This window comes from Kitasatospora sp. NPDC002965, from assembly GCF_040611255.1.
Taxonomy (GTDB): Bacteria; Actinomycetota; Actinomycetes; order Streptomycetales; family Streptomycetaceae; genus Kitasatospora.
This window is the reverse complement of record NZ_JBEXNT010000151.1, coordinates 1-22,300: the sequence shown is the minus strand read 5'-3', so window position 1 is coordinate 22,300 and position 22,300 is coordinate 1. Positions and strand designations below refer to the sequence as shown.

Annotated in this window: 21 protein-coding genes, 1 other RNA gene and 1 pseudogene; 10 read left to right on the top strand and 13 right to left on the bottom strand. The window is 75.8% G+C overall.

The genetic code is table 11. The features are described from left to right. Nucleotides 1-207: pseudogene (locus tag ABZY91_RS36230) on the bottom strand (hypothetical protein); the annotation flags it as partial. 266 nt (nt 208-473) lie between these two features. After that, on the bottom strand, nt 474-1,127 hold the full coding sequence (locus tag ABZY91_RS36225) for a class I SAM-dependent methyltransferase (RefSeq protein WP_355407758.1): 654 nt from the start codon (nt 1,125-1,127) through the stop codon (nt 474-476). A gap of 186 nt (nt 1,128-1,313) precedes the next feature. Between ABZY91_RS36225 and ABZY91_RS36220 the strand changes: the two genes are divergently transcribed. Beyond that, a complete protein-coding gene (locus tag ABZY91_RS36220) occupies nt 1,314-2,402 on the top strand; it encodes an alcohol dehydrogenase catalytic domain-containing protein (protein ID WP_355407756.1) in 1,089 nt (362 codons plus the stop codon). Nucleotides 2,403-2,518: 116 nt separating this feature from the next. Here the strand turns inward: ABZY91_RS36220 and ABZY91_RS36215 are convergent, their stop codons facing one another. The 3 genes from ABZY91_RS36215 to lanL all read right to left on the bottom strand — a co-directional run bounded on the left by ABZY91_RS36215 (nt 2,519) and on the right by lanL (nt 8,148). Next, a complete protein-coding gene (locus ABZY91_RS36215) occupies nt 2,519-2,689 on the bottom strand; it encodes a hypothetical protein (protein ID WP_329878860.1) in 171 nt (56 codons plus the stop codon). Nucleotides 2,690-2,986: 297 nt separating this feature from the next. Continuing rightward, nucleotides 2,987-4,993 carry an alpha/beta fold hydrolase gene (locus tag ABZY91_RS36210; protein ID WP_355407753.1) on the bottom strand — a complete coding sequence of 669 codons (2,007 nt, stop codon included), beginning with the start codon at nt 4,991-4,993 and terminating at the stop codon, nt 2,987-2,989. Continuing rightward, on the bottom strand, nt 4,990-8,148 hold the full coding sequence (lanL, locus tag ABZY91_RS36205; protein WP_355407751.1) for a class IV lanthionine synthetase LanL: 3,159 nt from the start codon (nt 8,146-8,148) through the stop codon (nt 4,990-4,992). Before lanL ends, ABZY91_RS36210 begins: the two co-directional genes overlap by 4 nt. Before the next feature lie 529 nt (nt 8,149-8,677). Between lanL and ABZY91_RS36200 the strand changes: the two genes are divergently transcribed. Genes ABZY91_RS36200 through ABZY91_RS36190 form a run of 3 tightly spaced genes read left to right on the top strand, consistent with a single transcriptional unit; the run spans nt 8,678 to nt 11,431 of the window. Further along, nucleotides 8,678-9,514 (top strand): Nif3-like dinuclear metal center hexameric protein, encoded by an 837-nt coding sequence (locus ABZY91_RS36200; protein WP_329878856.1) that lies wholly within the window; start codon nt 8,678-8,680, stop codon nt 9,512-9,514. 23 nt (nt 9,515-9,537) lie between these two features. Continuing rightward, nucleotides 9,538-10,281 carry a C4-type zinc ribbon domain-containing protein gene (locus ABZY91_RS36195; protein ID WP_329951628.1) on the top strand — a complete coding sequence of 248 codons (744 nt, stop codon included), beginning with the start codon at nt 9,538-9,540 and terminating at the stop codon, nt 10,279-10,281. A gap of 4 nt (nt 10,282-10,285) precedes the next feature. Then, nucleotides 10,286-11,431: a bifunctional RNase H/acid phosphatase gene (locus ABZY91_RS36190; protein WP_355407749.1), complete on the top strand. Its 1,146-nt coding sequence runs from the start codon at nt 10,286-10,288 to the stop codon at nt 11,429-11,431. A gap of 152 nt (nt 11,432-11,583) precedes the next feature. Here the strand turns inward: ABZY91_RS36190 and yaaA are convergent, their stop codons facing one another. Together yaaA and ABZY91_RS36180 are read right to left on the bottom strand one after the other, a co-directional pair. Then, the gene (gene yaaA, locus ABZY91_RS36185; protein ID WP_329878850.1) at nt 11,584-12,369 is read right to left on the bottom strand and encodes a peroxide stress protein YaaA; all 786 of its coding nucleotides are present in this window, start codon (nt 12,367-12,369) and stop codon (nt 11,584-11,586) included. Nucleotides 12,370-12,410: 41 nt separating this feature from the next. Further along, complete coding sequence (locus ABZY91_RS36180) at nt 12,411-12,869, bottom strand: DUF3995 domain-containing protein (RefSeq protein ID WP_355407746.1); 459 nt, start codon at nt 12,867-12,869, stop codon at nt 12,411-12,413. 244 nt (nt 12,870-13,113) lie between these two features. On the opposite strand from ABZY91_RS36180, the gene ABZY91_RS36175 reads away from it, so the two are divergent. The 3 genes from ABZY91_RS36175 to rnpB all read left to right on the top strand — a co-directional run bounded on the left by ABZY91_RS36175 (nt 13,114) and on the right by rnpB (nt 16,542). Continuing rightward, nucleotides 13,114-14,580, top strand: coding sequence for an RNB domain-containing ribonuclease (locus ABZY91_RS36175; RefSeq protein WP_329878846.1), 1,467 nt, complete (start codon nt 13,114-13,116; stop codon nt 14,578-14,580). Nucleotides 14,581-14,688: 108 nt separating this feature from the next. Beyond that, nucleotides 14,689-16,131, top strand: a complete 1,443-nt coding sequence (locus ABZY91_RS36170; RefSeq protein WP_355407760.1) for a DHA2 family efflux MFS transporter permease subunit — start codon at nt 14,689-14,691, stop codon at nt 16,129-16,131. Nucleotides 16,132-16,144: 13 nt separating this feature from the next. Further along, an RNA gene (gene rnpB, locus ABZY91_RS36165) (RNase P RNA component class A) lies at nt 16,145-16,542 on the top strand. Nucleotides 16,543-16,663: 121 nt separating this feature from the next. Here the strand turns inward: rnpB and ABZY91_RS36160 are convergent. From ABZY91_RS36160 to ABZY91_RS36150, 3 genes are all read right to left on the bottom strand, one after another. Next, nucleotides 16,664-16,924, bottom strand: a complete 261-nt coding sequence (locus ABZY91_RS36160) for a Prokaryotic metallothionein (protein WP_355407744.1) — start codon at nt 16,922-16,924, stop codon at nt 16,664-16,666. A 117-nt stretch (nt 16,925-17,041) separates the two neighbouring features. Beyond that, the gene (locus ABZY91_RS36155) at nt 17,042-17,440 is read right to left on the bottom strand and encodes an ACT domain-containing protein (protein ID WP_355407742.1); all 399 of its coding nucleotides are present in this window, start codon (nt 17,438-17,440) and stop codon (nt 17,042-17,044) included. Between the two features lie 185 nt (nt 17,441-17,625). Continuing rightward, on the bottom strand, nt 17,626-18,216 hold the full coding sequence (locus ABZY91_RS36150) for a dihydrofolate reductase (RefSeq protein WP_355407740.1): 591 nt from the start codon (nt 18,214-18,216) through the stop codon (nt 17,626-17,628). A 308-nt stretch (nt 18,217-18,524) separates the two neighbouring features. Here ABZY91_RS36150 and ABZY91_RS36145 point away from each other — a divergent pair, with 308 nt between their 5' ends. Beyond that, the gene (locus tag ABZY91_RS36145; protein WP_355407738.1) at nt 18,525-19,190 is read left to right on the top strand and encodes a PadR family transcriptional regulator; all 666 of its coding nucleotides are present in this window, start codon (nt 18,525-18,527) and stop codon (nt 19,188-19,190) included. Between the two features lie 155 nt (nt 19,191-19,345). Here ABZY91_RS36145 and ABZY91_RS36140 read toward each other — a convergent pair whose 3' ends face one another. Both ABZY91_RS36140 and ABZY91_RS36135 read right to left on the bottom strand, forming a co-directional pair. Further along, complete coding sequence (locus ABZY91_RS36140) at nt 19,346-19,543, bottom strand: hypothetical protein (protein ID WP_329878836.1); 198 nt, start codon at nt 19,541-19,543, stop codon at nt 19,346-19,348. Nucleotides 19,544-19,571: 28 nt separating this feature from the next. Next, nucleotides 19,572-19,802: a hypothetical protein gene (locus ABZY91_RS36135; protein WP_329878834.1), complete on the bottom strand. Its 231-nt coding sequence runs from the start codon at nt 19,800-19,802 to the stop codon at nt 19,572-19,574. A 426-nt stretch (nt 19,803-20,228) separates the two neighbouring features. On the opposite strand from ABZY91_RS36135, the gene ABZY91_RS36130 reads away from it, so the two are divergent. Beyond that, complete coding sequence (locus ABZY91_RS36130; protein ID WP_329878832.1) at nt 20,229-20,930, top strand: bifunctional DNA primase/polymerase; 702 nt, start codon at nt 20,229-20,231, stop codon at nt 20,928-20,930. Nucleotides 20,931-21,023: 93 nt separating this feature from the next. On the opposite strand, the gene map is transcribed toward ABZY91_RS36130, so the two are convergent. Beyond that, the gene (gene map / locus ABZY91_RS36125; protein ID WP_355407735.1) at nt 21,024-21,869 is read right to left on the bottom strand and encodes a type I methionyl aminopeptidase; all 846 of its coding nucleotides are present in this window, start codon (nt 21,867-21,869) and stop codon (nt 21,024-21,026) included. 98 nt (nt 21,870-21,967) lie between these two features. Here map and ABZY91_RS36120 point away from each other — a divergent pair, with 98 nt between their 5' ends. Continuing rightward, entirely contained in the window at nt 21,968-22,231 is a 264-nt protein-coding gene (locus tag ABZY91_RS36120; protein WP_329878828.1) for a hypothetical protein, read from the top strand. Nucleotides 22,232-22,300 lie beyond the last annotated feature (69 nt).

The following is a 22,300-nucleotide window of genomic DNA, read 5'->3' as shown; positions in this document are numbered from 1 at the left end:
GGCGCCGGCGGAGGGCTGCTGCTGCGGGGCGGCGGGCGGCTGGGGGTGGCCGGCCGGAGCGACGGGGCCGGTGGGCGGTCCTGCCGGCGGCGTGGGCGGCGGGCCGGCGGGTGCCGCCTGCTGCTGAGGTCCGCGCACCCAACCGCCGGCGCCACCGCGGGCGGTCGGGTCCCAGACCGCCGGAGCGGTGTTCTGCTGGTCCGTCATTGCGCTAGCCCCCACGGTCTGCCCGGATGCTCTGCTGTGTCGTGCGGCCGTGCCGCGGTCGCGGGCGCCCGCGACCGCGCGGACACCGTACCGTCCGCGCCCCCGCCCGACAGCCCCGGCACGACGTTAGAGCATCCGTGATCGGCCGTGGGACGGCTCGGCCGATTCCCGGCCGCGCCCCGGGGCCCCCGCCCGCGTTCCGGTCCGCGTTCCCCGGGCCCTCCGGCCGCACCCGCCGGGTCCGCCCGCAGACCAGGGCGGGCGACTCAGGCGGCGGCGCGGCGCAGCACCCGCAGCGATCCCGTCACCGAGACCTCCTCGAACCCTTCGGCGAGTGCCCGCAGGTACACCCGGTAAGGGGCCTGGCCGCCGTCGGCCGGGTCCGGGAAGACGTCGTGCACCACCAACAGGCCCTCGGGCGCCAGGTGGGGCGCCCAGCCCTCGTAGTCGCCGGTGGCGTGCTCGTCGGTGTGGCCGCCGTCGACGAAGACCAGGCCGAGCCGCCCGCCCCAGAGGGCCGCGATCTGCGGGGAGCGTCCGACCAGGGCCACCACGTGGTCCTCCAGACCCGCCGCGTGCAGGGTCCGGCGGAAGCGGGGGAGGGTGTCCATCCGGCCGACCTCCGGGTCGACCAGGGTCGGGTCGTGGTACTCCCAGCCGGGCTGCTGCTCCTCGGAACCCCGGTGGTGGTCGACGGTCAGGGCGACCGTGCCGGTCTCCCGGGCGGCGGCGGCCAGCAGGACGGCCGAACGGCCGCAGTAGGTGCCGATCTCCAGCACCGGCAGGCCGGTGCGGCGGGCGGCGGTCACGGCGGCGGCGTACAGCGCGAGGCCCTCGTCCACCGGCATGAACCCGGTCGCGCCCTCGAACGCGGTCAGCACCTCGGGCCGGGGGCGCGCGGTCTCCAGGAGGTCGGACATGGTGCTGCTCCTCGGCGGGGTGGGGGGTGGCGGGGGTCCTGCTCGCCGTCGGACCCTACTGGACGGTACGGCGCCGGCCGGCCCCGGGACCCCGCGCGCCACCGGGTGGAACGTGTTCCACTCCGCCCCGGCGCGTCGTGCCAGAATCGGCCCGACCGTCGATCCGAGGAGAACCGGAGCAGCCGCATGCGCGCAGCCGTCCTGCACAAGACCGGCCAGGACACCCTGGACGTCCGCGACGACGTGGTGGCGGTCGGTTTCGGCCCCGGCAAGGTGAGGGTCCGGCTCCGGGCGGCCAGCCTCTGCCACTCGGACCTGTCGGCGATGAGCGGGGTGCTGCCGCACCCGGCACCGTTCGTGCCGGGTCACGAGGGCGCGGGAGACGTGGTCGAGGTCGGCGAGGGGGTGACGGACGTCGCCGTCGGCGACCGCGTGGTGCTCTGCTGGATGGCGCCGTGCGGCCGCTGCACCCACTGCGAGCGCGGCCGGGGCCACCTGTGCGTGGCCAGCCTGCGGCGCCTCGGTGCGCCAGGTTTCCGCTTCGGCGCGGAGAGCGGGTTCGTGGAGGCGTCCGGCTTCTACGGCACCGGCACCTTCGCGGAGGAGGTGGTGGTCGACCGGGACGCGGTCGTCCCCGTGCCGGCCGACCTGCCGTACGAGCCGGCCGCGCTGATCGGCTGCGGTGTGACCACCGGCATCGGCGCCGCCGTCCACACCGCCCGGGTCGAGCCCGGCGCGTCGGTCGCGGTGATCGGCGCGGGCGGGGTGGGCGTCTCGGCGGTGCAGGGCGCGCGGGTCTGCGGTGCCGGCCGGATCGCGGTGGTCGACCCGGTGGCCTCGCGCCGGGAGCGGGCCCTGGCCTTCGGTGCCACCGAGGCGCTCGCCCCCGAGGAGCTCAAGGCGGCGGCGAAGGCCCTGCCGGGCGGCGGGTTCGACTACGTCTTCGAGGCCGTCGGCCGCTCGGCCACCGTCCGGGCGGGGTACGACGCGGCTCGGCGCGGCGGCGCCGTGGTGGTGATCGGTGCCGGGGCCCAGGACGATCTGGCGAAGTTCAGCATGGGGGAGCTGTTCTTCAACGAGAAGCGGCTGCTGCCCTCGCTGTACGGCGGGGCACCGGTGCCGCGCACCGTCGCCCTGGTGGTGGAGCTGTGGCGGGCCGGGCGGATCGACCTGGCGGGGATGATCACGCACCGGGTGGGGCTGGCGGACGTCAACGAGGCGCTCGCGCAGATGCGGGGCGGCGAGGCACTGCGGACGATCGTGACGCTGGACTGACCCCCCGGCGGGTGGCCCCGCCGGATGCGGCGCAGGGCCCGCCGGAGTGTCCGGCGGGCCCTGGCGCGCGTGGTGCGGGTGGTGCGAGTCGCGCGGGTGCTCGGGGTCGGTGCGGATCAGCCCCGGCCTGCGGCGGCGCGGTGCCGGCCGTGCGGGTCGGCCTCGGGCACGTCGTCGGAGGCGGAGCGGCCGCGGTGGCGACCGTGCGACGCGGCGCCCTCGGCCGTGGTCTCGTCGGCGTCGGTCCCGTTGGCCAAGGGTCCGGTGGTGTCGGTGAGGGTGGACATCAGAATCGTCTTTTCCGTGCGGAGGTGAGGGTGTTTCGGCGCCCGGCCGTCACCGCCGGCGCGGTCGGGGCCCGGTCGGGCACTCGACCCGGGCGGCGGCGCCGGGGCGTCTCCGGGCACGCACGGCCGGTGATCGCGGCCCGTGCCCCGGTCACCTTAACCGCCGGAGCGGGCGAGATCCTAGCGAGGTCACGACGAGCACCGCACCGGCTCCACGGCCCCGGACGGCCGTGCCTGAGCCCGGGTCGGACGGCGGGACGGTCGGAGCGGGGACCTGCCCCGGAGCGGAGCGGGGACCTAGCCCGGACGGCCGGTGCGCAGGAACGCGGCGAGCAGCTCGTGCAGCACCGCGCCGCCCTCCTCGGCCAGGACCTCGTGACCTGCGCCGGCCGCCTCCACATACCGGAAGTCGGTCCCCTCGGTGCGTCCGATCCGCAGCAACTCGTGGCGCAGCGACCTCGATTGGCTGACCGGTGCCACCTCGTCCCGGTCGCCGTGCACGATCAGCAACGGGGCGCCGATCCGGTGGGCGAGCTGGAGCACGTCACGCGGCCCGCGGGCGTCCGCGATCGGTTCCCCGCCGCCCAACCGGGTGGTCAACGCCCTTACCGGGGTGGCGGCTTCGGCCAGCAGCCGGGCTCCGGACAGGAACGGCGCGACGACCGCGCAGCGGGCCACGTGCTCGGCCGGAGCGTGTGCCGCCGCCAACAGGGCCAGGAAGGCCCCGTAACTGACCCCGAACAGGGCCGGCGGCTCCAGACCGAGCGCGGCGCGCTGCCCCGCGATGCCCTCCAGCAGGGACAGGACGTCGTCGAGGTCCGGGCCGCCCCAGGCGCCCCGGATGGCCATCGCGTGCGCCAACCCGTAGCCGGTGGAGCCGCGTTGGTTCGGCGCCAGCACCGCCAGCCCCTCGGCGGCCATCCGTTGCAGCGCCGGGTCGAACTCCAGTCGCCACGCGTCCGCCGGGCCGCCGTGCAGCGCGAGTACCAGGTGCGGGCTGCTCAGCCAGCCGTCCCCGCCGTACACCACGGCCTCCAACGGTCCGGCCGGGCCCGCCAGTTCGAGGCTCTGCGCGGGGTGCCAGCGCCCGCCCTCGCCGGGCGGGGTGGAGCCGTCCAGGCGCCAGCCCGGCTGCGGGGTCCGCGGGCCGGGGCGCGGGGCGCCGGGGTACCAGGGCAGGACGGTGTCCCGCCACGGCCCGGGCAGACCGGTGCCGAGCGGTGCCAACTGCAGGGGCAGCGGCGTCGCACCGGACGCGGCGGGCGCCGGGCCGTGCGCCAGCAGCGCGTCCACGTCCAGGGTGGCGAGCGCCGTCGGGTGGTCGGGCGCCGAGTACGGCATCCGCAGCCCCGCCGCCGACCAGTGCCCGACCGCGCCGAGCCGCCCCGGCGGGACCGGCAGCTGCTCCAGCCGCCCGGCGGCCGGCTGCCACAGCGCGAGCGAGGAGCCGGCGCCGTGGTCGACCTGGAGCACCACCCGGGCCCCGCTCCCGGTCGGTCGCAGCGCCACCGGGCGCAGGAGCACGCCCGCGACGTGCAGGCACTCCGGGAACCGCAGCGGCGCGTCGCCGCCCAGCACGCCCCAGCCGATCCGGTCGGTCCCGGGCGCGTCGCTGCGCACCATCGCGAACCGGCTGTCCGGGTCGAACAGCACCAGCCGGTCGTTGCTCCGCTCGCCGATCTCCAGCAGCGGGGTGACCGCTCCCGTGCGCAGGTCCAGCACCACGGTGCGGACCAGGCCGCCGCCCACCCGGTCGAGCGCCAGCAGGGCGCCGGTGTGGTCCAGCCAGACCCCGCCGCCGTGCAGCCCCGGGAACTCGGCGACCTGGTGCGGCGCCGAGCCGTCGGCCCGGACCAGCCAGACCGTGGTGGCCGGGCGGGTGTCGGTGCCCAACGCCAGGGCGACCGGGGCCCGGGGGCCGGTCGGGGCGCCGGCCGGCAGCGGCAGGAGGCGCAGCCCGGGTGCCCGCAGGGTGGCCAACGGCCGTTCGGCGGTGACGAGTCGGCCGTCCTGGTCGGTGGCGTGGGACAGCGTCACCAGGTCGTGCCGGTCGCCGTCGTGCCGGCAGACCAGCACCGAGCCGTCCGGCGGCGCGACCAGCTGCGACCGGGGGTCCTCCGAGCGGTTGCCGGGCAGCCGGAGCCCCGCCGCCGAGGCGGGGCCGTCCGGGGGCAGGCGCCAACTCTCCACGTACCAGCCGCCGTCGGCGGCGGACGCGAGACAGGCGGCGTGGCTGCCGTCGGTCGCGAAGGTGAAGCCGAGCCGGCGCAGCGCCTGCGTCGTGGTCCGGGTGGCCACGTTCACGTCGTCCTCGCCTCCGCCGGTTCGACCGTCTGCCCGTCCGCCGGCCCGACCGTCTGCCTGTCCGCAGGCCCGTCCGCCGTTCGGCCCGAGGTCGCGGTAGTGGTCGCGGACGGGAGCGGTGCCGGGTCCGTCCAGAGCCGGGGCCCGCCGTACCGCAGCCGCAGCAGGAAGGCCAGCGCGCCCGCCGTGCCGGTGCCGTACGCCGCGGCGCACCCGGTGCCGGTCTCGTCCGGCAGGACCAGCAGGCCGTCCCGCAGGGCCGGACGGGCCGCGAGCAGTGCGCCCACCTCGTGGGCGGAGGAGAGGAACTCCGGATCGCCGGTGGCTTCGGCGAGGTCGAGCAGGTACTCGCCGTCGCCGGCCAGGCCGTGGCAGGCGGTGGTGCCGCCGTGCCACCGCGCTGCGGCCGCCGCCCGTCCGGCGGCCAGGGCCAGCCGGTGGGCGTCGGGATCCCCGGTGGCCCGCCAGAGCCGGAGCAGGAAGGTGCCCGCGCCGGAGGATCCGTTGCACCAGTGCGCCAGCCGGACGTGCTCGGGATCGTCGGCGCTCTGCGGCCACCACGCGGTCTCCCCGGAGCCGGCCCGGTCGAGGCGGGCGGTCGCGGCGAGCGTGCGTCCGGCGGCCGTGGCGCCGTCGAGCAGCGCGCCGTCGCCGGTGGCCTCGGCGGCTGCCAGCAGGAAGGCGCCGACGCCCGCGACGCCGTGGGCGAAGCCGAGGTGGGTGACGCCGGCGAGCACGGAGTCGAAGTCCTCCGGCACCGGCCACACCGTGCCGTACGGGGCCTGCCGCGCGGTCGCCAGCAGCCCGTGCCCGCAGCGGGCGGCCCGGTCGAGGAACGCCGCGGTGTCCGGTGCGAGGCCGTCCCGCGGCCCGCCGACCGTGGGCCCGCCGACCGGGGGCCCGCCGACCGTCGGGTGGGGTGGCACCCCGGTGGCGAAGCGGAGCTGGAGGTAGCCGGCACCGGCCGCGCCGTGGCAGACGTCGGGGTTGGGCCACGTGACGGGTATCCGCGCGGCCAGCTCCGCCGCCCGCCCGGCCAGGGCGCGGTCGTCCAGCGCGTCGGCGGCGTCCAGCAGCGCCCAGGCGGCGCCGGACCGGCCGAAGTGCAGGCCGGGCAGCACCACCGGCTCGGCGGCGCAGCGGCGTTCGACCCACTCGGCGGCCGTCCGTGCGGTCGTCCGGGCCACGGTCCGGACCTCGGCCGGTAGCCCGTGGGTCGCGGCCGCCCGGGCCAGGACGGCCAGCACGCCCGCCGCACCGTGCTGGACGTTGCACGGATCCGACCGTTCCCCGGCCGGTACCACCGGCCAGAGGCGGTCGCGCCGCAGCGGCGTCGCGGTGGCGGCGAGGTGGCGCAGGCCGTCGTGGAGCACCCGGTCGACGGCGGCGCCGCCGTCGGGGTCGGCCTCGTCCCCGCCCGGTCCTGGCAGGTGCGGTCGGGCGGCGGGCAGGGCGGTACCGGTGTCGGCGCCGATGCCGGTGGCGCCGCCGTACACGGACGCGAAGTGCGGCGTCCCGTCGTCGGGGACCGGACGGCCGCCCGGTGCGCAGGCACCGCCATCGCCGCCACCGGACTCCGCGGCCGCGCCGGACCCGCGCCCGGCCGCCGTTCCCGCCAGCACCTCCCGGACGCGGGCCACGCTCCACCGCCGCCGGGGCTCCTGGGCGCGGAGCCCGAGGACGGCCGGGGCGAGGCGGCGGGCGGTGGCGCCGGAGCGCGCCGCGAGGGCGAGCCAGCGGCCCAGCCGGTCGGCGACCGGGCGGGCGCACGGGAGGTCCTCGGGCAGCAGCGGGTCGTGGCCGGTGGCGAGCAGGAAGAAGAGCCCGCCGAGCGCGTAGAGATCGGTCTCCGGGTCCGCGGTGGAGGCGCCGCCGGTGACCAGCGTGAGCCGCCCGGGGCCCTGTTCGGGGGCGCGGTACCCGGGGGCGCCGGCCGAGCCGGCCCGGCTGCCGGCCTCGGCGGCGAGCTCCAGGCCGACCAGCCGCAGCGAGCCGTCGGGCAGGACGAGGACGTTGCCGGGGGAGAGGTCCCGCAGGACGAGTCCCTGCTCGTGCACCCGCTCGACGAGGTCGAGCAGGGCGTGGGCCACCGGTCCGGCCTCGGCCCAGTCGACGTCGGGGCTGCCGTCCCGGCGCAGCCGGGCCGCGACCCAGCTGCCGAGCGGCTGTCCGGCGATCCGTTCCTGGACGAGGAAGAGGGAGTCGTCCTGTTCGACCAGTTCGACCGGTCGGGGGGCCAGGCCCCGGCCGTCGAGCCGGGCCAGCAGAGCGGCCTCGTGCCGCAGTGCGGTGCGGGCGTCGGTGCCGGCGCGGTCCACCTCGATGTGGGCGCGCGCCTGCTTGACCACGACCTCGGTGCCGCCGTCGGTGTCCCGTCCGAGGAAGACGCCGCCCTCGGCGCCCTTCCGGAGGGTGCCGGTGATCACGTACCGCCCGGCCAGCAGGACCCCGCCGCTGCCGCGCCGCCGTGCCGGGGGCCGGCCCGCGCCGGGCCCGTCCCCGGCGGGATCGCGCACCAGCGGGTCCCGGGCCCACGGCGGGCAGCGGTACGCGGCCTCGCTGACGTCCTCGACCCGTTCGCCGCCGGGCCCGCGCAGCATGGACCGGTAGCCGCCGTCGTTGCCCAGCTCGGCGCGGGCCGCGATGGCGCCGTACCGGTAGTGGACGAGGCTGCCCGGCCGGTACGGGCGGTCGGAGAGCACCACCGGCCCGGGCAGGCCCTCGGTGGCGCGGTGCAACGCGGCGGCCAGCCGCCGGAACTGCGGCTCGCCGTCCGGGTAGACGGTGATGAACTTGCCCGCCGAACCCCGTTCGCGGTGGCGCGAGTTGATCTCGTGCAGCTGGGCCGACCCGGTGGCGAACCGGAACGTGCACGGGTCCTCGGCCAGGATTTCGGTGACGGCGGCGAGCACCACGCCGCCGACCGCCGAGGCGGCGCTGACGTGGAGCTTCCAGCCCTCGTCCGCGAGTTCGCCCGCGGGCGGCCTGGCCGTGCACCAGGGGCCGTCGGCGGCGATCCGCCAGTCGCCGCCTCCCCGGCCCCCGGCTCCGGCCAGCACCGCCCGCGTCATCTCCGGCCACGGGCCGACCGCATCCGGCCCGTGGTCCGCCGAGTCCGTTCCCCCGGCCGTACGCAGCGATGTGCCCGCTTCCATCCGCCACCACATCCCTTCGTCTGGGCCGGTGCCCGCCGGTGCCCACTGCTCCGGCACCCGGGCACCCGGCCGCGGCCTGAATCGGTCCCTCGGTGGGCGCGGGAGTTCGGCCCCGGCCGCGTCCGCCCCGGGCCCGCGGTCCGGCGGTCTCCTGCCGGTGGTCCGTACGGGTCCGCGCGGGTCCGTGCCCGCGGCCGGGCGGGGCGTCCGCCCGACCTCGGGGGCGGTGCAACTCCCTTTCGCAGGAGTGAAGTTACTTTCAGTAGTGAGGGATGCTCAACGCGAAGCCGGTCACTTCACTCGTAAGGGTGATCCGGGCGCCGTTTCGCATGTGTGCGAGGCATCCCGTGTGCGGGACCCGGGCCGTGCGGCCCGGCGCGTGCGGCCCCCGAGCGCCCTCCGGACGGCGCGCGCCGGCCGCCCGCGCACCCCGAACCACAGGTTGACGCGCGTCCGTGCACCGGTCGGCCCGGGCGCCCGTGCGAACCGGGAGGCCCGGCCGCCCCCGCGCGCACGGTAGTCTCGACAGGTGCCGAAACTGTCCGACGTCATCGCCGCCCTCGAAGAGCTGTACCCGCCGCAGTGGGCGGAGTCCTGGGACGCCGTCGGCCTGGTCTGCGGAGACCCTCAGGCCGAGGTCCGACGCGTGCTGTTCGCCGTCGACCCCGTGCAGGCGGTCGTCGACGAGGCCGTCGAGTGGGGGGCCGACCTGGTCGTCACCCACCACCCGCTCTACCTGCGCGGCACCACGACCGTCGCCGCCACCGGCTTCAAGGGCCGTGTCGTGCACACCCTGATCCGCAACGGGATCGCCCTGCACGTGGCCCACACCAACGCCGACCACGCCGACCCGGGCGTCTCGGACGCGCTCGCCGAGGCGGTCGGCGTGACCGTCACCGGCCCGCTGGTCCCGGACCCGACCGACCCGCTGGGCCGGCGCGGCACCGGACGGGTCGGCCTGCTGGAGCCCCCGCTGCCGCTCGCCGCGTTCGCCGCGAAGGTCGCCGCGGGCCTGCCGGCGACCGCCGCCGGCGTCCGGATCTCCGGTGACCCGAACCGCCTGGTGAGCCGGGTCGCGGTGTGCGGCGGCTCCGGCGACAGCCTCTTCGCCGAGGTGCGCGCGGCCGGCGTCGACGCCTACCTCACCGCAGACCTGCGCCACCACCCGGCCTCGGAGGCCGCCGAGACGGCGCCGATCGCCCTGGTCGACGCCGCGCACTGGGCCACCGAGTGGCCCTGGCTGACCCTGGCCGAGCGGGCGCTGAACGGCGCCGGCGAGAAGCGCGGCTGGGCCGTGGAGACGAAGGTCTCCCACACGGTCACCGACCCGTGGACCGCGCACGCCCCCATGTCCTTCCCCGCCTGACCCGATTCACAGGAGCTCTCCGCTTGAACGCCGCGCCCGCCGACCAGATCCGCCTGCTCGACCTCCAGGCCATCGACTCCAAGCTCGACCAGCTGGCCCACCGGCGGCGCAGCCTGCCCGAGCACGCCGAGATCGAGAAGGTCAACGCCGACCACATCGCGCTCAAGGACCTCGTGATCGCCGCCCAGGCCCAGCTCGGCGACACCACCCGCGAGCTGACCAAGGCCGAGCAGGACGTGGAGCAGGTCCGCGCCCGGTCCGCCCGCAACCAGCAGCGCCTGGACTCCGGTGCGATCAACTCGCCGAAGGACCTGGAGAACCTCCAGCACGAGATCGGCTCGCTGGCCAAGCGCCAGGGGGACCTGGAGGACGTCGTCCTGGAGATCATGGAGCGGCTGGAGTCCGCCCAGACCCGGGTCACCGAGCTGACCGCGCGGCTGGAGCACTCCACCGTCGTGCTGACCGAGGCCGAGGGCCGCCGGGACGCCGCGTTCGCCGAGATCGACGGCGAGGTGGCGAAGATCCGGCGCGACCGCGAGACCGTCGCCGCCGTCGTCCCGGCCGACCTGATCAAGGTCTACACCCGCCTGCGCGAGCAGCAGGGCGGCGTCGGCGCGGCCCGCCTCTACCAGCGCCGCTGCGAGGGCTGCCGCACCGAGTTCTCGATCACCGAGCTCAACGCCATCAAGGCCGAGCCGGTCGACAAGGTGGTCCGTTGCGAGAACTGCGGGCGGATCCTGGTCCGGACCGCCGACTCGGGCGCCTGAGCCGGTGGCGGGGCGCAGATTCGTCGTCGAGGCGGACGGCGGGTCCCGGGGCAACCCGGGGCCGGCCGGCTACGGCGCGGTGGTCCGCGACGGCGACACCGGCCGGATCATCGCCGAGGCGGCCGAGTTCATCGGCCACGCCACCAACAACGTCGCCGAGTACAAGGGCCTGATCGCCGGACTGAAGGCGGCCCGGGACCTCGACCCGGACGCCTCGGTGGACGTCCGGATGGACTCCAAGCTGGTCGTCGAGCAGATGTCCGGGCGCTGGAAGATCAAGCACCCGGACATGCAGCCGCTCGCCGCCGAGGCCCGGACCGTCCTGCCGCGCGGGCAGGTCAAGTACACGTGGATCCCGCGCGAGCGGAACAAGGACGCCGACCGGCTCGCCAACGAGGCGATGGACGCGGGCAAGGCCGGCCGCCAGTGGGAGCCCAAGGCCCCCAAGGCCGCCGCCGCCGTCGTCGAGGAACCGCCGCTGGAGACCGCCGCGCCCAAGGCCGGCTGGGCCGGCGACGCCGACCTCGGCACCCCGACCACCTTCGTCCTGCTCCGGCACGGCGAGACCCACCTCACGCCGGAGAAGCGGTTCTCCGGCAGTGGCGGCACCGACCCGGAGCTCTCCGAGAAGGGCCGTTGGCAGGCCGAGCGGGCCGCCGAGGCGCTGGCCGCGCGCGGCTCGGTCCAGGCCGTGGTCGCGTCGCCGATGCTCCGCACCCGCCAGACCGCCGAGACCGTCGCCGCCCGGCTCGGCCTCGACGTCCGGTACGAGGAGGGGCTGCGCGAGGTCGACTTCGGGGCCTGGGAGGGACTGACCTTCGGCGAGGTGCAGGAGCGCCACCCGGAGGACCTCACCGCCTGGCTGGGCTCCGCCAAGGCCAGGCCGACCGGCGGCGGCGAGAGCTTCACCACCCTCACCCACCGCGTCGGGGTGGCCCGGGACAAGGTCCTCGCCCGCTACCCGGGGAAGACCGTGCTGGTCGTCTCGCACGTCAGCCCCATCAAGACGCTGGTCCGGCTGGCGCTCGGCGCACCGCCGGACGCGCTCTACCGGATGGAGCTGTCCGCCGCCTCGCTCTGTGCCGTCCAGTACTACGCGGACGGCAACGCCTCGGTGCGGCTGCTCAACGACACCGGGCACCTGCGCTGACCGTGCGGGCTCGCGGAACCGCGCGCACCCGCGCCGGGGACCGCCGGGGACCGCGGAAGGGCCGGTCGGGAACGACCGGCCCTTCGACGTGCGGTCCGCGTGCCGGCGGACCTCGGTGGACTTCCATGCACTTCGGTGGACCTCAGTGGACCTCAGTGCACCTCGGTGACCACCACGTCCAGCTGCCACGGCTTGCGCGCGGTGCCCTCGGCGGCGACCTCCACCCGGTAGCCGAGCCCCAGCAGCGCGTCCACCAGCTCACCGGGCGCCTTGGGCGCGGCGTCCGTGACCAGCAGGTCGCGGACCAGCCGGCCCTTGGTCGCCTTGTTGAAGTGGCTGACCACGGTGCGCCGGCCGTCCCGTTCCTGGAGCACCCGGACGGTCGCCGTCCGGGACACCACCTCGCCGGCGGGCTTCCAGGCGGCCGCGTACGCGGCGGAGCGCAGGTCCAGCACCAGCCCGTCGGCCACCTCCGGCAGCACGGGCGCCATCGCACCCCGCCAGTACGCTCCGAGCGCCCCCAGGCCGGGGAGTTTCACACCCATCGAGCAGCGGTAGGGCGGGATCCGGTCGTCGATCCGCACAGCGCCCCAGAGCCCGGAGAAGACCAGCAGCGTCCGCGCCGCCCGGTCGTACGCGGCCTCGTCGAGCGTCGCCAGTCCGAGGTTGTCGAAGAGCACCCCGGTGTACACCTCCCCGGCCGGGAGCGCGCCCGTCGTCGGCAGGCCGGCGTTCCTCGCCACCTCGCCGCGCAGGCCGGGACTCAGGCCGAGCACCTCGGCGGCCGCGTCGCCGTCGCCCCGGCAGAGGTCGACCAGGGTCTCCAGCACCCGGGCCCGGGCCGCCGTCAGCCCGGGCAGCGACAGCCCGTCGAGCGCCAACGGCACACCGTCCCCGGACGCGGCCTTCCCCTCCGAGGGCGGCAACAGGACCAGCACGGCGTACTCCTCAACACTTCGTGGCGGCGGACCCGGCCACCCTACGCAACCGGCCCCCGCTCCCGGTAACCCGTCGCCGCGACCGCCGCGGCCCCGGCGCCGAGCGCCAGGCAGAGCGGCGAGTAGTACCGGGTGTCCAGGCGCCGGAACCGCTCCGAGCGCCCGAGCAGCCCACCACCGAAGAGCAGCAGCCCGCCCGCACCGCGCGCCAGCATCACCGCAGACACCGCCCGCACCCCCGCCCGGCGCAGCCGCGCGGGCCCGACCGCCGGCACCACCCCGGCCTCCGCGGCCACCAGGTACGCGGCCGAACTCAGCAGCCCCGCCACCGCCGCGCACGCCGCGGCCGGGGGCACCCCGTCGCCGGTGCCGACCACGGTGTCCGCGAACTCCTCCGGCGTCCGCAGCGGCCACGGCGTCACCGTCCACAGCGCGTGCAGCGCCCCGGTCCCCGCCAGTACCCCGGCCACCGCCGACCCCACGACCTTCGACCCACGCATCGCCCGATCCCCCTCCTCCGTCGCGATCACCAGCTCCCCCCACGCTACGACCCCTTACGCCGCCACCCCCGCGCCCCACCGGCCGCGCCACGACGACGACGTGGCCGCTGCTGCCAAGGACTTCAGGTCGCTGCTGGGCCGCTGAGCCCCGGCCGCGCGGCCGTCGCAGGACCGGCCGGACGTCGGCACGCCGCCCGCGGGCGACGTCCGGCCGGAACCACCCGGCCGGCCCTACGCTGCCTCCATGCCCCGCCGAAAACTGCGTGTCAAGGCCGCCGACTCCGCCCGGATCAACGCCGAACTGGCCGAGTTGCGGGCCCGGCCGGAGATCCGCACCGAGTGGCCCGAGGCCGTCCTGGCGGAGGCCGAACAGGCCGCCGAATGCCCGCGCCTGCCCGAGTACGACGCCACGGACCTGCCGCTGTTCACCGTCGACCCGCCCGGCTCCCGCGACCTCGACCAGGCGATGCACCTCGCCCACCGCCCCGGCGGCGGCTACCGGGTGCACTACGCCATCGCCGACGTCGCCGCCTTCGTCCGCCCCGGCGGGGCGATCGACGAGGAGGCCCGCCGCCGGGTCGAGACCCTCTACTTCCCCGACCGGCGCGTCCCGCTGCATCCGACCCGGCTCTCCGAGGACGCGGCCAGCCTGCTGCCCGGAGAGCTCCGCCCGGCCCTGCTCTGGCAGCTCGACCTGGACGCGGACGGCGCCGTCGTCCTCGCCGACCTCCGGCGCGCGGTGGTCCGCTCCCGGCGCCGGCTCGACTACGCGACCGTCCAGCGCGCCGTGGACGCCGGCGGAGCCGACGAGCAGCTCGGCCTGCTCGCCACCGTCGGCCGGCTCCGCGAGGAGCGGGAGCGCGAGCGCGGCGGGATCAGCCTCCCCGTCCCCGAGCAGGAGATCGAGGAGACCCCGCGCGGCTATGCGCTCGGCTACCGCGCGCCCACCCCCGCCGACGGCTGGAACGCCCAGATCTCGCTGCTCACCGGCATGGCCGCGGCCGAGCTGATGCTCGACGCGGGCGTCGGCCTGCTGCGCACCCTGCCCGCCGCCCCGCCCGCCGCGTACGAGCGGCTGCGCCGCACCGCCCGCGCGCTGGACGTGGACTGGCCGGACGGCCTGCCGTACCCGGAGCTGATCCGCTCCCTCGATCCGCAGCGCCCGCTGCACGCCGCGTTCCTCGACGAGTGCACCGGCCTGCTGCGCGGGGCCGGCTACGCCGCCTTCGACGTGAGCGGCGGCGTGCCCGCGCCCGCCGACCCGGTGCACGCCGCGCTCGCCGCGCCGTACGCGCACTGCACCGCGCCGCTGCGCCGGCTGGGGGACCGGTTCGCCCAGGAGGTGTGCGCGGCGGTGGCGGCGGGGGAGGAGGTGCCGGCCTGGGCGCGCGAGTCGCTGCCCGGAATCCCGGCGCTGATGGCGGCGGGGGACCGCCGTTCGGGTGAGGTCGAGCGGGCCTGCATCGACCTGGTGGAGGCGGAGCTGCTGGCCGGCCGGGAGGGCGAGGACTTCGCCGCGGTCGTGGTCGACGTCGACGGCAAGCGGCCCGGTCGCGGCACCGTCCAGCTGCGGGATCCCGCCGTCCGGGCCCGTTGCGAGAGCCCCGACGGCGCGTCAGGCGGCGGGGGTCTGCCGCTCGGCGAGCTGGTGCGGGTCCGGCTGGTCGTCGCCGACCCCGCCACCCGTACGGTCCGCTTCACCGCCGTCTGACGGCCCGGCCGGTGGGAGGATCGACCCGTGGCCGAAGCGACCTCCCCCAGTCCACCGCCCGCCGCCCCGCACCCGGGCCCGTCCGCCGATCCCGGCCGGCGCCGCCGCCTGCTGATCCTGGCGATCTGCTGCCTGAGCCTGTTCATCGTCGGGCTCGACAACACCGTCGTGAACATCGCCCTCCCGGAGATCCAGAAGGACCTGGACGCCCCCGCCTCCGGCCTGCAGTGGATCATCGACGCCTACACCCTGGTGCTGGCCTCGCTGCTGATGCTGTTCGGGTCGGTGGCCGACCGGTTCGGCCGCCGCCGGGTGTTCCAGACGGGTCTGCTGCTCTTCGTGCTCGGCTCGCTGCTCTGCAGCCTGGCGCCGAGCCTGGAGTGGCTGGTCCTGTTCCGTGCGGTGCAGGCGGTCGGCGGCTCGATGCTGAACCCCGTGGCGATGTCGATCATCACCAACACCTTCACCGAGCCGCGCGAACGGGCCCGGGCGATCGGTGTCTGGGGCGGCGTGGTCGGCATCTCCATGGCGCTCGGACCGCTGCTCGGCGGCTTCCTCGTGCACGCCGCCGGCTGGCCGGCGATCTTCCTGATCAACGTCCCGGTCGGCCTGGTCGCCTTCCTGCTGACCGCGCGCTACGTCCCCGAGTCGCGCGCCCCCCGCGCCCGACGGCTGGACCCGGTCGGACAACTGCTCATGGTGGCGCTGCTCGGCTGCGGCACCGCCGCGATCATCGAGGGCCCGGAGCACGGGTGGACGTCCCCGCTGATCCTCGGCCTGGCCACGACGGCGCTGGTCGCGCTGGTGGCCTTCCCGCTGTGGGAGCGCCGGGTCGCCGAGCCGCTGGTCGACCCGCGGTTCTTCCGCAGCGCGCCGTTCACCGGCGCCACCCTGACGGCGGTCTGCGCCTTCGCCGCGCTCGGCGGCTTCCTCTTCCTCAACACCCTCTACCTCCAGGACGTCCGCGGCTACAGTCCGGTCGAGGCGGGCCTGTGGACGCTGCCGATGGCCGGGATGATGCTGGTGTGCGCGCCGCTCTCGGGCCGGATCGTCGGCAGCCGGGGCCCGCGCGGCCCGCTGGTGCTGGCCGGGATCGGCCTCACCGGCAGCGGCCTGCTGCTCACCCGGCTGGCCGCCGACTCCCCGCCCGCCCTCCTGCTGGTCGCGTACGCGCTGTTCGGCTTCGGCTTCGGCATGGTGAACGCGCCGATCACCAACGCCGCGGTCTCCGGCATGCCCCGCGCCCAGGCCGGTGTGGCGGCGGCCGTCGCCTCGACCAGTCGGCAGGTCGGCCAGTCGCTCGGTGTCGCGGTGATCGGTACGGCGGTCACCTCGGCGGTGATCGGCCCGGTCGTCACGGGCTTCGCCCCGGCCAGCCACGTGGGCTGGTGGATCGTGACCGGTCTCGGCGTCGCCATCCTGGTGATCGGGCTGGTCACCACCACCGCCTGGGCCACCGCGACCGCGGCCGGGGTGGCCGCCCGGCTCGGCGGCGAGCCGCCCGTCGCCCGGGCCGCGGTGCGGGAGGCGCCGCCCGAGCGGCTACGATGACCACTACGGCGGAAGAGCCGGCCGGGCGGCCGCGACGGGTCCCAGGACCCGCCGAGGAACGTCCGGGCTCCACAGAGCAGGGTGGTGGGTAACGCCCACCCGGGGTGACCCGCGGGACAGTGCCACAGAAAACAGACCGCCCGCCGCTTTGGCGACGGGTAAGGGTGAAACGGTGGTGTAAGAGACCACCAGCGACCGGGGTGACTCGGCCGGCTCGGTAAACCCCACCTGGAGCAAGGTCAAGATCGGCGCCTCCGGGTGCCGTGCGCGGATGACCGAGGGCTGCTCGCCCGAGTCCGCGGGTAGACCGCACGAGGCTGTCGGCAACGGCAGCCCTAGATGGATGGCCGCCTCCCCGGCTCGCGCAAGCGGCCCGGGAGACAGAACCCGGCGTACAGGCCGACTCTTCCGCCGCCGACTTGGGGAAAGGCCCCCCGACCTGCGAAACGGCAGGTCGGGGGGCCTTTTCCGCTACCTCGACACCCCGCCGGAGCGCTCACGTGCCGGCCGGCCCGGGCGGGGCGGGGCGGGTCTACGAGGACGGGCGGGTGCCGACCGCGTCGCGGATCTGTTCGCCGAGGCCGCCGTTGACGCGGGCACAGTTGGCGCAGCAGAAGAACATGCCGGCCACCTCGACGCCGTGGCCGACGATCCGGACCTGGCACTGCTCGCAGCGCGGGGCCAGCTTCTCCATCGCGCACTCGAAGCTGTCGAAGGTGTAGACGTCGCCGGTGACGGTCTTGATCTTGAAGGCGAGCCAGTAGTCGTTGCCGCACGTGACACAGGTGGCCATGGTGGCGCACTTCCTTCCGGGGCGGGTCCAAGAGGGGCGGGGCTGACCGGTCGGGCGGGTCGCCCGGTCCTTCCAGTCTCGGAGCCCGCCCGGGGAGCGGCCACCCGGTGCACCCGGTCAGGCGGGCCGGTCGGCGAACTCCTCCAGGGCCCGGACGGCGCGGTCCGCGTCGTCGGCGGCGACGAAGAGGTGGTCGTGGTGGAAGCCGGCCACCACGTTGCAGCTGATCCCCTCCTCGGCGAGCCGCCCGGCCACCGCGGCGGTGAGGCCGACGGCCTCCAGCGCGGAGTGGATCTGCAGGGTGATCCAGGCGGCCACGTACTCGTAGCGCAGGCCGAGCGCGTCGGCCTCCTCCTGGGCCACGACCACCGTCACCCCCTCGGGTTCGGCGACCGTGACCACCGGCCGCATGCCGGCGGGCACCCTGGCGGGCAGCGTGCAGTACACGTACCGCCCCGGGTTGAGCTGTGGGCGCATTCCGCGCAGCAGTGTCGCGAGGTCTCGTTCTCCGGCCATGCCCGTCACCGTAGTGGCACCGCCGCAGGTCGCGGCCTCGCCGGGGGCATGTCGGACCGAGATGTCGGGCGGAGTGCCGGGCGGGGTGTCGGACCGGCCGCCGGGGGCGGGTCGCAGCGATGCGCGAACGCAGCCGGAGGCCGATCCTGTGTCACCGTTCGCAACGGACCGGTTCGCGCACCGGCTCAGCTCGGTCGACGGCGCACCCGGTAGCGCAGGTGGAGCACCCGGTTGCCCTGGACCACCACGTCCGGGCCCTCCAGGAGGTGCTGCGCGTGGACCGACCCGAAGAAGCGCCTGCCGGACCCGAACACGACGGGTACGACGTCCATGCGCACCTCGTCGACCAGGCCCGCGGCAAGCACCTGGCCGCCGACGTCGCCGGCGGCGACCTCGACCGTGCGGTCTCCCGCGAGTTCCTGTGCCTTGGCCACGGCGGCCTCGACGCCGTCGACGAAGTGGAACGGCGCCCCGGGGCCCCAGCCCTCGGGCGCCGGCCGGTGCGTCACGACGACCATGTGGTCGATCCCGCCCGGAGGCGTCCCGTCCCAGCCGTCCGTCATGTCGAAGACGCGGCGGCCGACGATCGTGACTCCGATCTGGTCCCAGTACGGCCGGGTGTGGTCGTAGGACGCCCGCGAGACCTTCAGCGCGCCGCTCTCGTCCAACGGGACGTCACCGTTGGACAGCCAGTCGAACAGCTGTCCGGGCTGGTCGTTCTCGTCGGCGACGAAGCCGTCCACCGACACCGAGCTGTACATGACCACCTTGCCCACGGGGCTCTCCTCTGCTCTGGGGTGCCCCAAATTAGCGCGTCGCGAGCTCTCGCTCCTCCCCGTGCTCCTTTTGGGCCCACTTCGGTTCGGCCCCTGGTGAGCCGCGGCCCCGGGACCTGACCTGGGGCGGTCCTACTTCGACGGCGATCGGCCCGGGTCGCCTGTCGCAGGACATCGGTGACCGTGTCGGTAGCGTTGACGGACGACAGTCAGCGATATATCGTCGAAGTATCGAGACAGTAACTCGACTGTCTTGAACGATCGTCTGTGCGGCCGCGTTCCCGCGGCCGGTACGGGAGGTGGGTGCTATGCGTCCAGGACGATTCCGCGAAGAGGGCCCGTACGGCGGACGCCGTCGGGGGCCGGACTTCGCCGGGGGTCCCGGAGAGTGTTTCGAGGGCCGCGGGGCGTTCGGCCCGTTCGGGCCGCCGCCGTTCGTCGGCGGGCCCGGACGGCCGCCCGGGCCGCCGTGGGGCCGCGGCTTCGGCGGGCCCGGAGGGCCCGGCGGGTTCGGCCCGCGCGGCCGTCGCGGCCGGGCTCGGCGCGGGGACGTGCGTGCCTCGCTGCTGGCGCTGCTCAAGGAGCGGCCGATGCACGGCTACGAGATGATCGCCGAGATCGCCGAGCGGTCCGGCGGGGCCTGGCGGCCCAGCCCGGGTTCGGTCTACCCGACCCTCCAGCTGCTGGAGGAGGAGGGCCTGATCACGGCGGAGGAGCTCGGCGGCAAGCGGCTGGTCTCGCTCACCGAGGCGGGCCGGGCCGAGGCCGACGCCGGGCCGGACGAGCCGTGGGCGGAGGCCGGTCAGGACGTCGACTGGGCCGCGGTCCAGGAGGTCGGCCAGGCGCTCGGCGCGGTGGAGCACGCCGTCCGGCAGGTCATGGCGACCGGGACGGAGGCGCAGCGGGTCAAGGGCCTGGCCGTGCTCACCGAGGCCCGGAAGAAGCTGTACCTGATCCTGGCCGAGGACGACTGACCGTCGGTGCCGCCGGTGCCGCCGGCGCCGGGTGAAGGCGGCCCGGCGCCGACGGTCGGCCGGGTGACTGTGGGCGGTGCCGCTGCTCGCGGCCCGGAACGCCGGAACGGCGGGACGGGTGACGGGGGTGCGGGGCGCGGGAGGGACCGGAGGGCTCAGGCCCGAACGGCGAACAGCGCCACGCAGGCGAGCAGCAGCACCGTCCAGCCGAACCAGAGCCAACCGTTGGATCCGAGCACCGCGCTGTAGGCGCTGATCAGTACCAGCAGTCCGGCGGTGACCCCGGCCACCTGCCGGTTGTGGTGCGCCACCGACTGGGCGCGGGTTCGGGGGTGCCGTACGGTCCTCGCCATCGCCGTCCTCCCACCAGGAGGGCGGCCGTCACCCGGTAGCGCGGGCGGTGGCCGCCTCGTCGTACTCGTAGCGCCAGTACCAGCGGGTGCCCCGCTGCTGCTTGGCCCGGACGTACACCAGTGTGCGCGCCGGAGTGTCCCCGTGCGAGGGGACCGGCACGGTGTACTTCTTGGGCACGCCGTACATCGGCCCCAACGGGATGGGGAGGATCCGGCCGTCCAGGGGGCCGCCGACGAATTCGGTGTCCGCGCTCTTCACCCCACCAGGGTCTCATCCCGCCGCAGGTGGCGGACCGCGTACGGGTGCCGGGCGGAGGTGCTGTGACGGTCGGGTGCCGGGAGTGTGACCGGAGAGGCACCGCCCCCGGTCAACCGGAGGGTCCGCGCACCCTTATCCTTCCTGTTACGCCCTCGGGGTCCACCCGGGTCAGCGGGCCCGTACGGGCCGGGCGAGGCGCACTTGACCGTGCCCGCCGGGCCGCCGAGCCGCAGCCGTCGTGCTGCCGTGACTCCGTACCGTGACCCCGGCGTCGGCCGTCCGGCAACCCCGGCACCGGCCGGCAGGGCGCGGGACTGCAGGGCCGAGCACCACCCGGGGAAGCAGCGGGGGGCGCCGTGCGTTGCGTCGGAGTGGTACGTCGAACGCTGTGTCACACCAGGCACGGCGACGCACGGAAGGGGCCCGATGGAATCCGGCAGCAGGTGGACGACCTGGTGGCAGAAGCGTGACCGTGAGCGGGCCCGGGCGGCGGACACGGACAGTCCCGCCGCCAGACTGGACCAGCTGCTCGGCGCCGTTCGCGCCGGCTTCCCGTTGGCGCCCGCCGCGCATCCGGCCGGGTACCGATGTTCCTGTGACCGGGTCGCCTGTCCGGCGCCCGCCCGGCACCCGGTCTCGTTCGCCTGGCAGACCCAGGCCACCACCGACCCGGAACAACTCGCCCGCTGGCTCTCCCGAGACCCGCAGGCCAACTTCATCACCGCCACCGGCCGCGCGCACGACGTCCTGGACGTGCCGGCCGAGGCCGGGCGGCTCGCCCTGGAGCGGCTCACCGCGCTCGGCGTGGACGGCCCGGTCGCCGCCGTCGGCGAGGACCGCTACCTGTTCTTCACCGCCACCCGGGGTACCCCGGTGGACGAGGACGAGTGGTGGCCGAGCGCCCTGGACTCCACCCCGGACACCATGTCCGAACACCCCGGCCTGCGCTGGCACTGCCGCGGCTCGTACACCCTGCTCCCGCCGGCCGCGCTGCCGGACGGCTCGGAGGTGCGGTGGCTGCGCGGGCCCGAGCAGCCGCTGCCGGACTCGCTGCGCGTGCTGGACGTGCTGACCGACGCCTGCACCGAGGTGGGCGCGGTCGCCGAGGAGCAGTGGCTGATCGGGTAGCCGGCCCGCCGAGCCCGCCCCCGCCCCGCCCGCGTTCTGCCCCGCCGGGGCCGCGCCCCTTTCGGCGCGGCCCCGGCGGGAACGGTCTCCCCGCTACGGCAGGGTGAGGACCTCGGCGCCGTCCGCCGTGACGACCAGCGTGTGCTCGAACTGGGCGGTCCGCTTGCGGTCCTTGGTGACGACGGTCCAGCCGTCCGGCCAGATCTCGTAGTCGTAGGTGCCCAGCGTGAGCATCGGCTCGATGGTGAAGGTCATCCCGGGCTTGATCACTTCGGTGGCCCGCTCGCTGTCGTAGTGCGGGATGATCAGGCCGGAGTGGAACGACGTGTTGATGCCGTGGCCGGTGAAGTCCCGCACCACGCCGTAGTCGAAGCGCTTGGCGTAGGACTCGATGACGCGGCCGATCACGTTGATCCGGCGGCCGGGCTTGACCGCCTTGATCGCCCGGTCGAGCGACTCCCGGGTCCGGTCGACCAGCAGCCGGGACTCCTCGTCGACGTCGCCGCAGAGGTAGGTGGCGTTGAGGTCGCCGTGCACCCCGTGGATGTAGGCGGTGGCGTCGATGTTGACGATGTCGCCGTCCTGGAGGACGGTCGAGTCCGGGATGCCGTGGCAGATGACCTCGTTGATCGAGGTGCAGACCGACTTGGGGAAGCCCCGGTAGCCGAGGTCGGACGGGTAGGCCCCGTGGTCGCACATGTAGGTGTGGGCGACGGCGTCGAGCGCGTCCGTGGTGACGCCGGGCGCGATCAGCTTGGCCGCCTCGGCCATCGCCTGTGCGGCGATCCGGCCGGCGATCCGCATCTTCTCGATCGTCTCGGCGGTCTGCACCTCGGGCCCGGTGTACGGCGTCGGAGCGGGCTTCCCGACGTACTCGGGGCGCGCGATGTTCGCCGGGACCTTGCGGGTGGGGGACTGGATGCCGGGTACGAGAGCCATGGCCGCGAGTCTATGGCAGCGCCTGTCGCCGGGTGTGCGGCCGGAGTCCGGCCGGGGAATGATCGCTACGACGCAGCCGCCGAACGGAAGTGACCGCCATGCCTCTGGGATTCCACCGCAACAAGCCGACCGGCAAGCCCGGTGAGTGGTTCTACTGCATCAAGCACGGCAAGGTCGAGGAGGGGCCGGAGTGCCCGGCCAAGGACCGCCTCGGCCCGTACGCCACCCGCGAGGAGGCGGCGCACGCGCTGGAGACCGCCGAGCTCCGCAACCGGGAGTGGAAGAACGACCCGCAGTGGAACGACCGGCCGCAGGGCGGGACCGGGAGCGCCGCGGACGCCGGGGACGCCGACCGGCCGTAGGCCCGCTCCTCCGGATCCCGCCGGGCCGGGCGGCAGCGCGGGGCCCCGGGGTCCTGCCGGCGCGACGGC

Bases quoted from the DNA above. Each gene is read 5' to 3' on its own strand.
- ABZY91_RS36225 (WP_355407758.1), bottom strand. From the start codon at position 1,127: ATGTCCGACCTCCTGGAGACCGCGCGCCCCCGGCCCGAGGTGCTGACC.
- ABZY91_RS36220 (WP_355407756.1), top strand. From the start codon at position 1,314: ATGCGCGCAGCCGTCCTGCACAAGACCGGCCAGGACACCCTGGACGTC.
- ABZY91_RS36215 (WP_329878860.1), bottom strand. From the start codon at position 2,689: ATGTCCACCCTCACCGACACCACCGGACCCTTGGCCAACGGGACCGAC.
- lanL (WP_355407751.1), bottom strand. From the start codon at position 8,148: ATGGAAGCGGGCACATCGCTGCGTACGGCCGGGGGAACGGACTCGGCG.
- ABZY91_RS36180 (WP_355407746.1), bottom strand. From the start codon at position 12,869: ATGCGTGGGTCGAAGGTCGTGGGGTCGGCGGTGGCCGGGGTACTGGCG.
- ABZY91_RS36175 (WP_329878846.1), top strand. From the start codon at position 13,114: ATGCCCCGCCGAAAACTGCGTGTCAAGGCCGCCGACTCCGCCCGGATC.
- ABZY91_RS36160 (WP_355407744.1), bottom strand. From the start codon at position 16,924: ATGGCCACCTGTGTCACGTGCGGCAACGACTACTGGCTCGCCTTCAAG.
- ABZY91_RS36155 (WP_355407742.1), bottom strand. From the start codon at position 17,440: ATGGCCGGAGAACGAGACCTCGCGACACTGCTGCGCGGAATGCGCCCA.
- ABZY91_RS36145 (WP_355407738.1), top strand. From the start codon at position 18,525: ATGCGTCCAGGACGATTCCGCGAAGAGGGCCCGTACGGCGGACGCCGT.
- ABZY91_RS36140 (WP_329878836.1), bottom strand. From the start codon at position 19,543: ATGGCGAGGACCGTACGGCACCCCCGAACCCGCGCCCAGTCGGTGGCG.
- ABZY91_RS36130 (WP_329878832.1), top strand. From the start codon at position 20,229: ATGGAATCCGGCAGCAGGTGGACGACCTGGTGGCAGAAGCGTGACCGT.
- map (WP_355407735.1), bottom strand. From the start codon at position 21,869: ATGGCTCTCGTACCCGGCATCCAGTCCCCCACCCGCAAGGTCCCGGCG.
- ABZY91_RS36120 (WP_329878828.1), top strand. From the start codon at position 21,968: ATGCCTCTGGGATTCCACCGCAACAAGCCGACCGGCAAGCCCGGTGAG.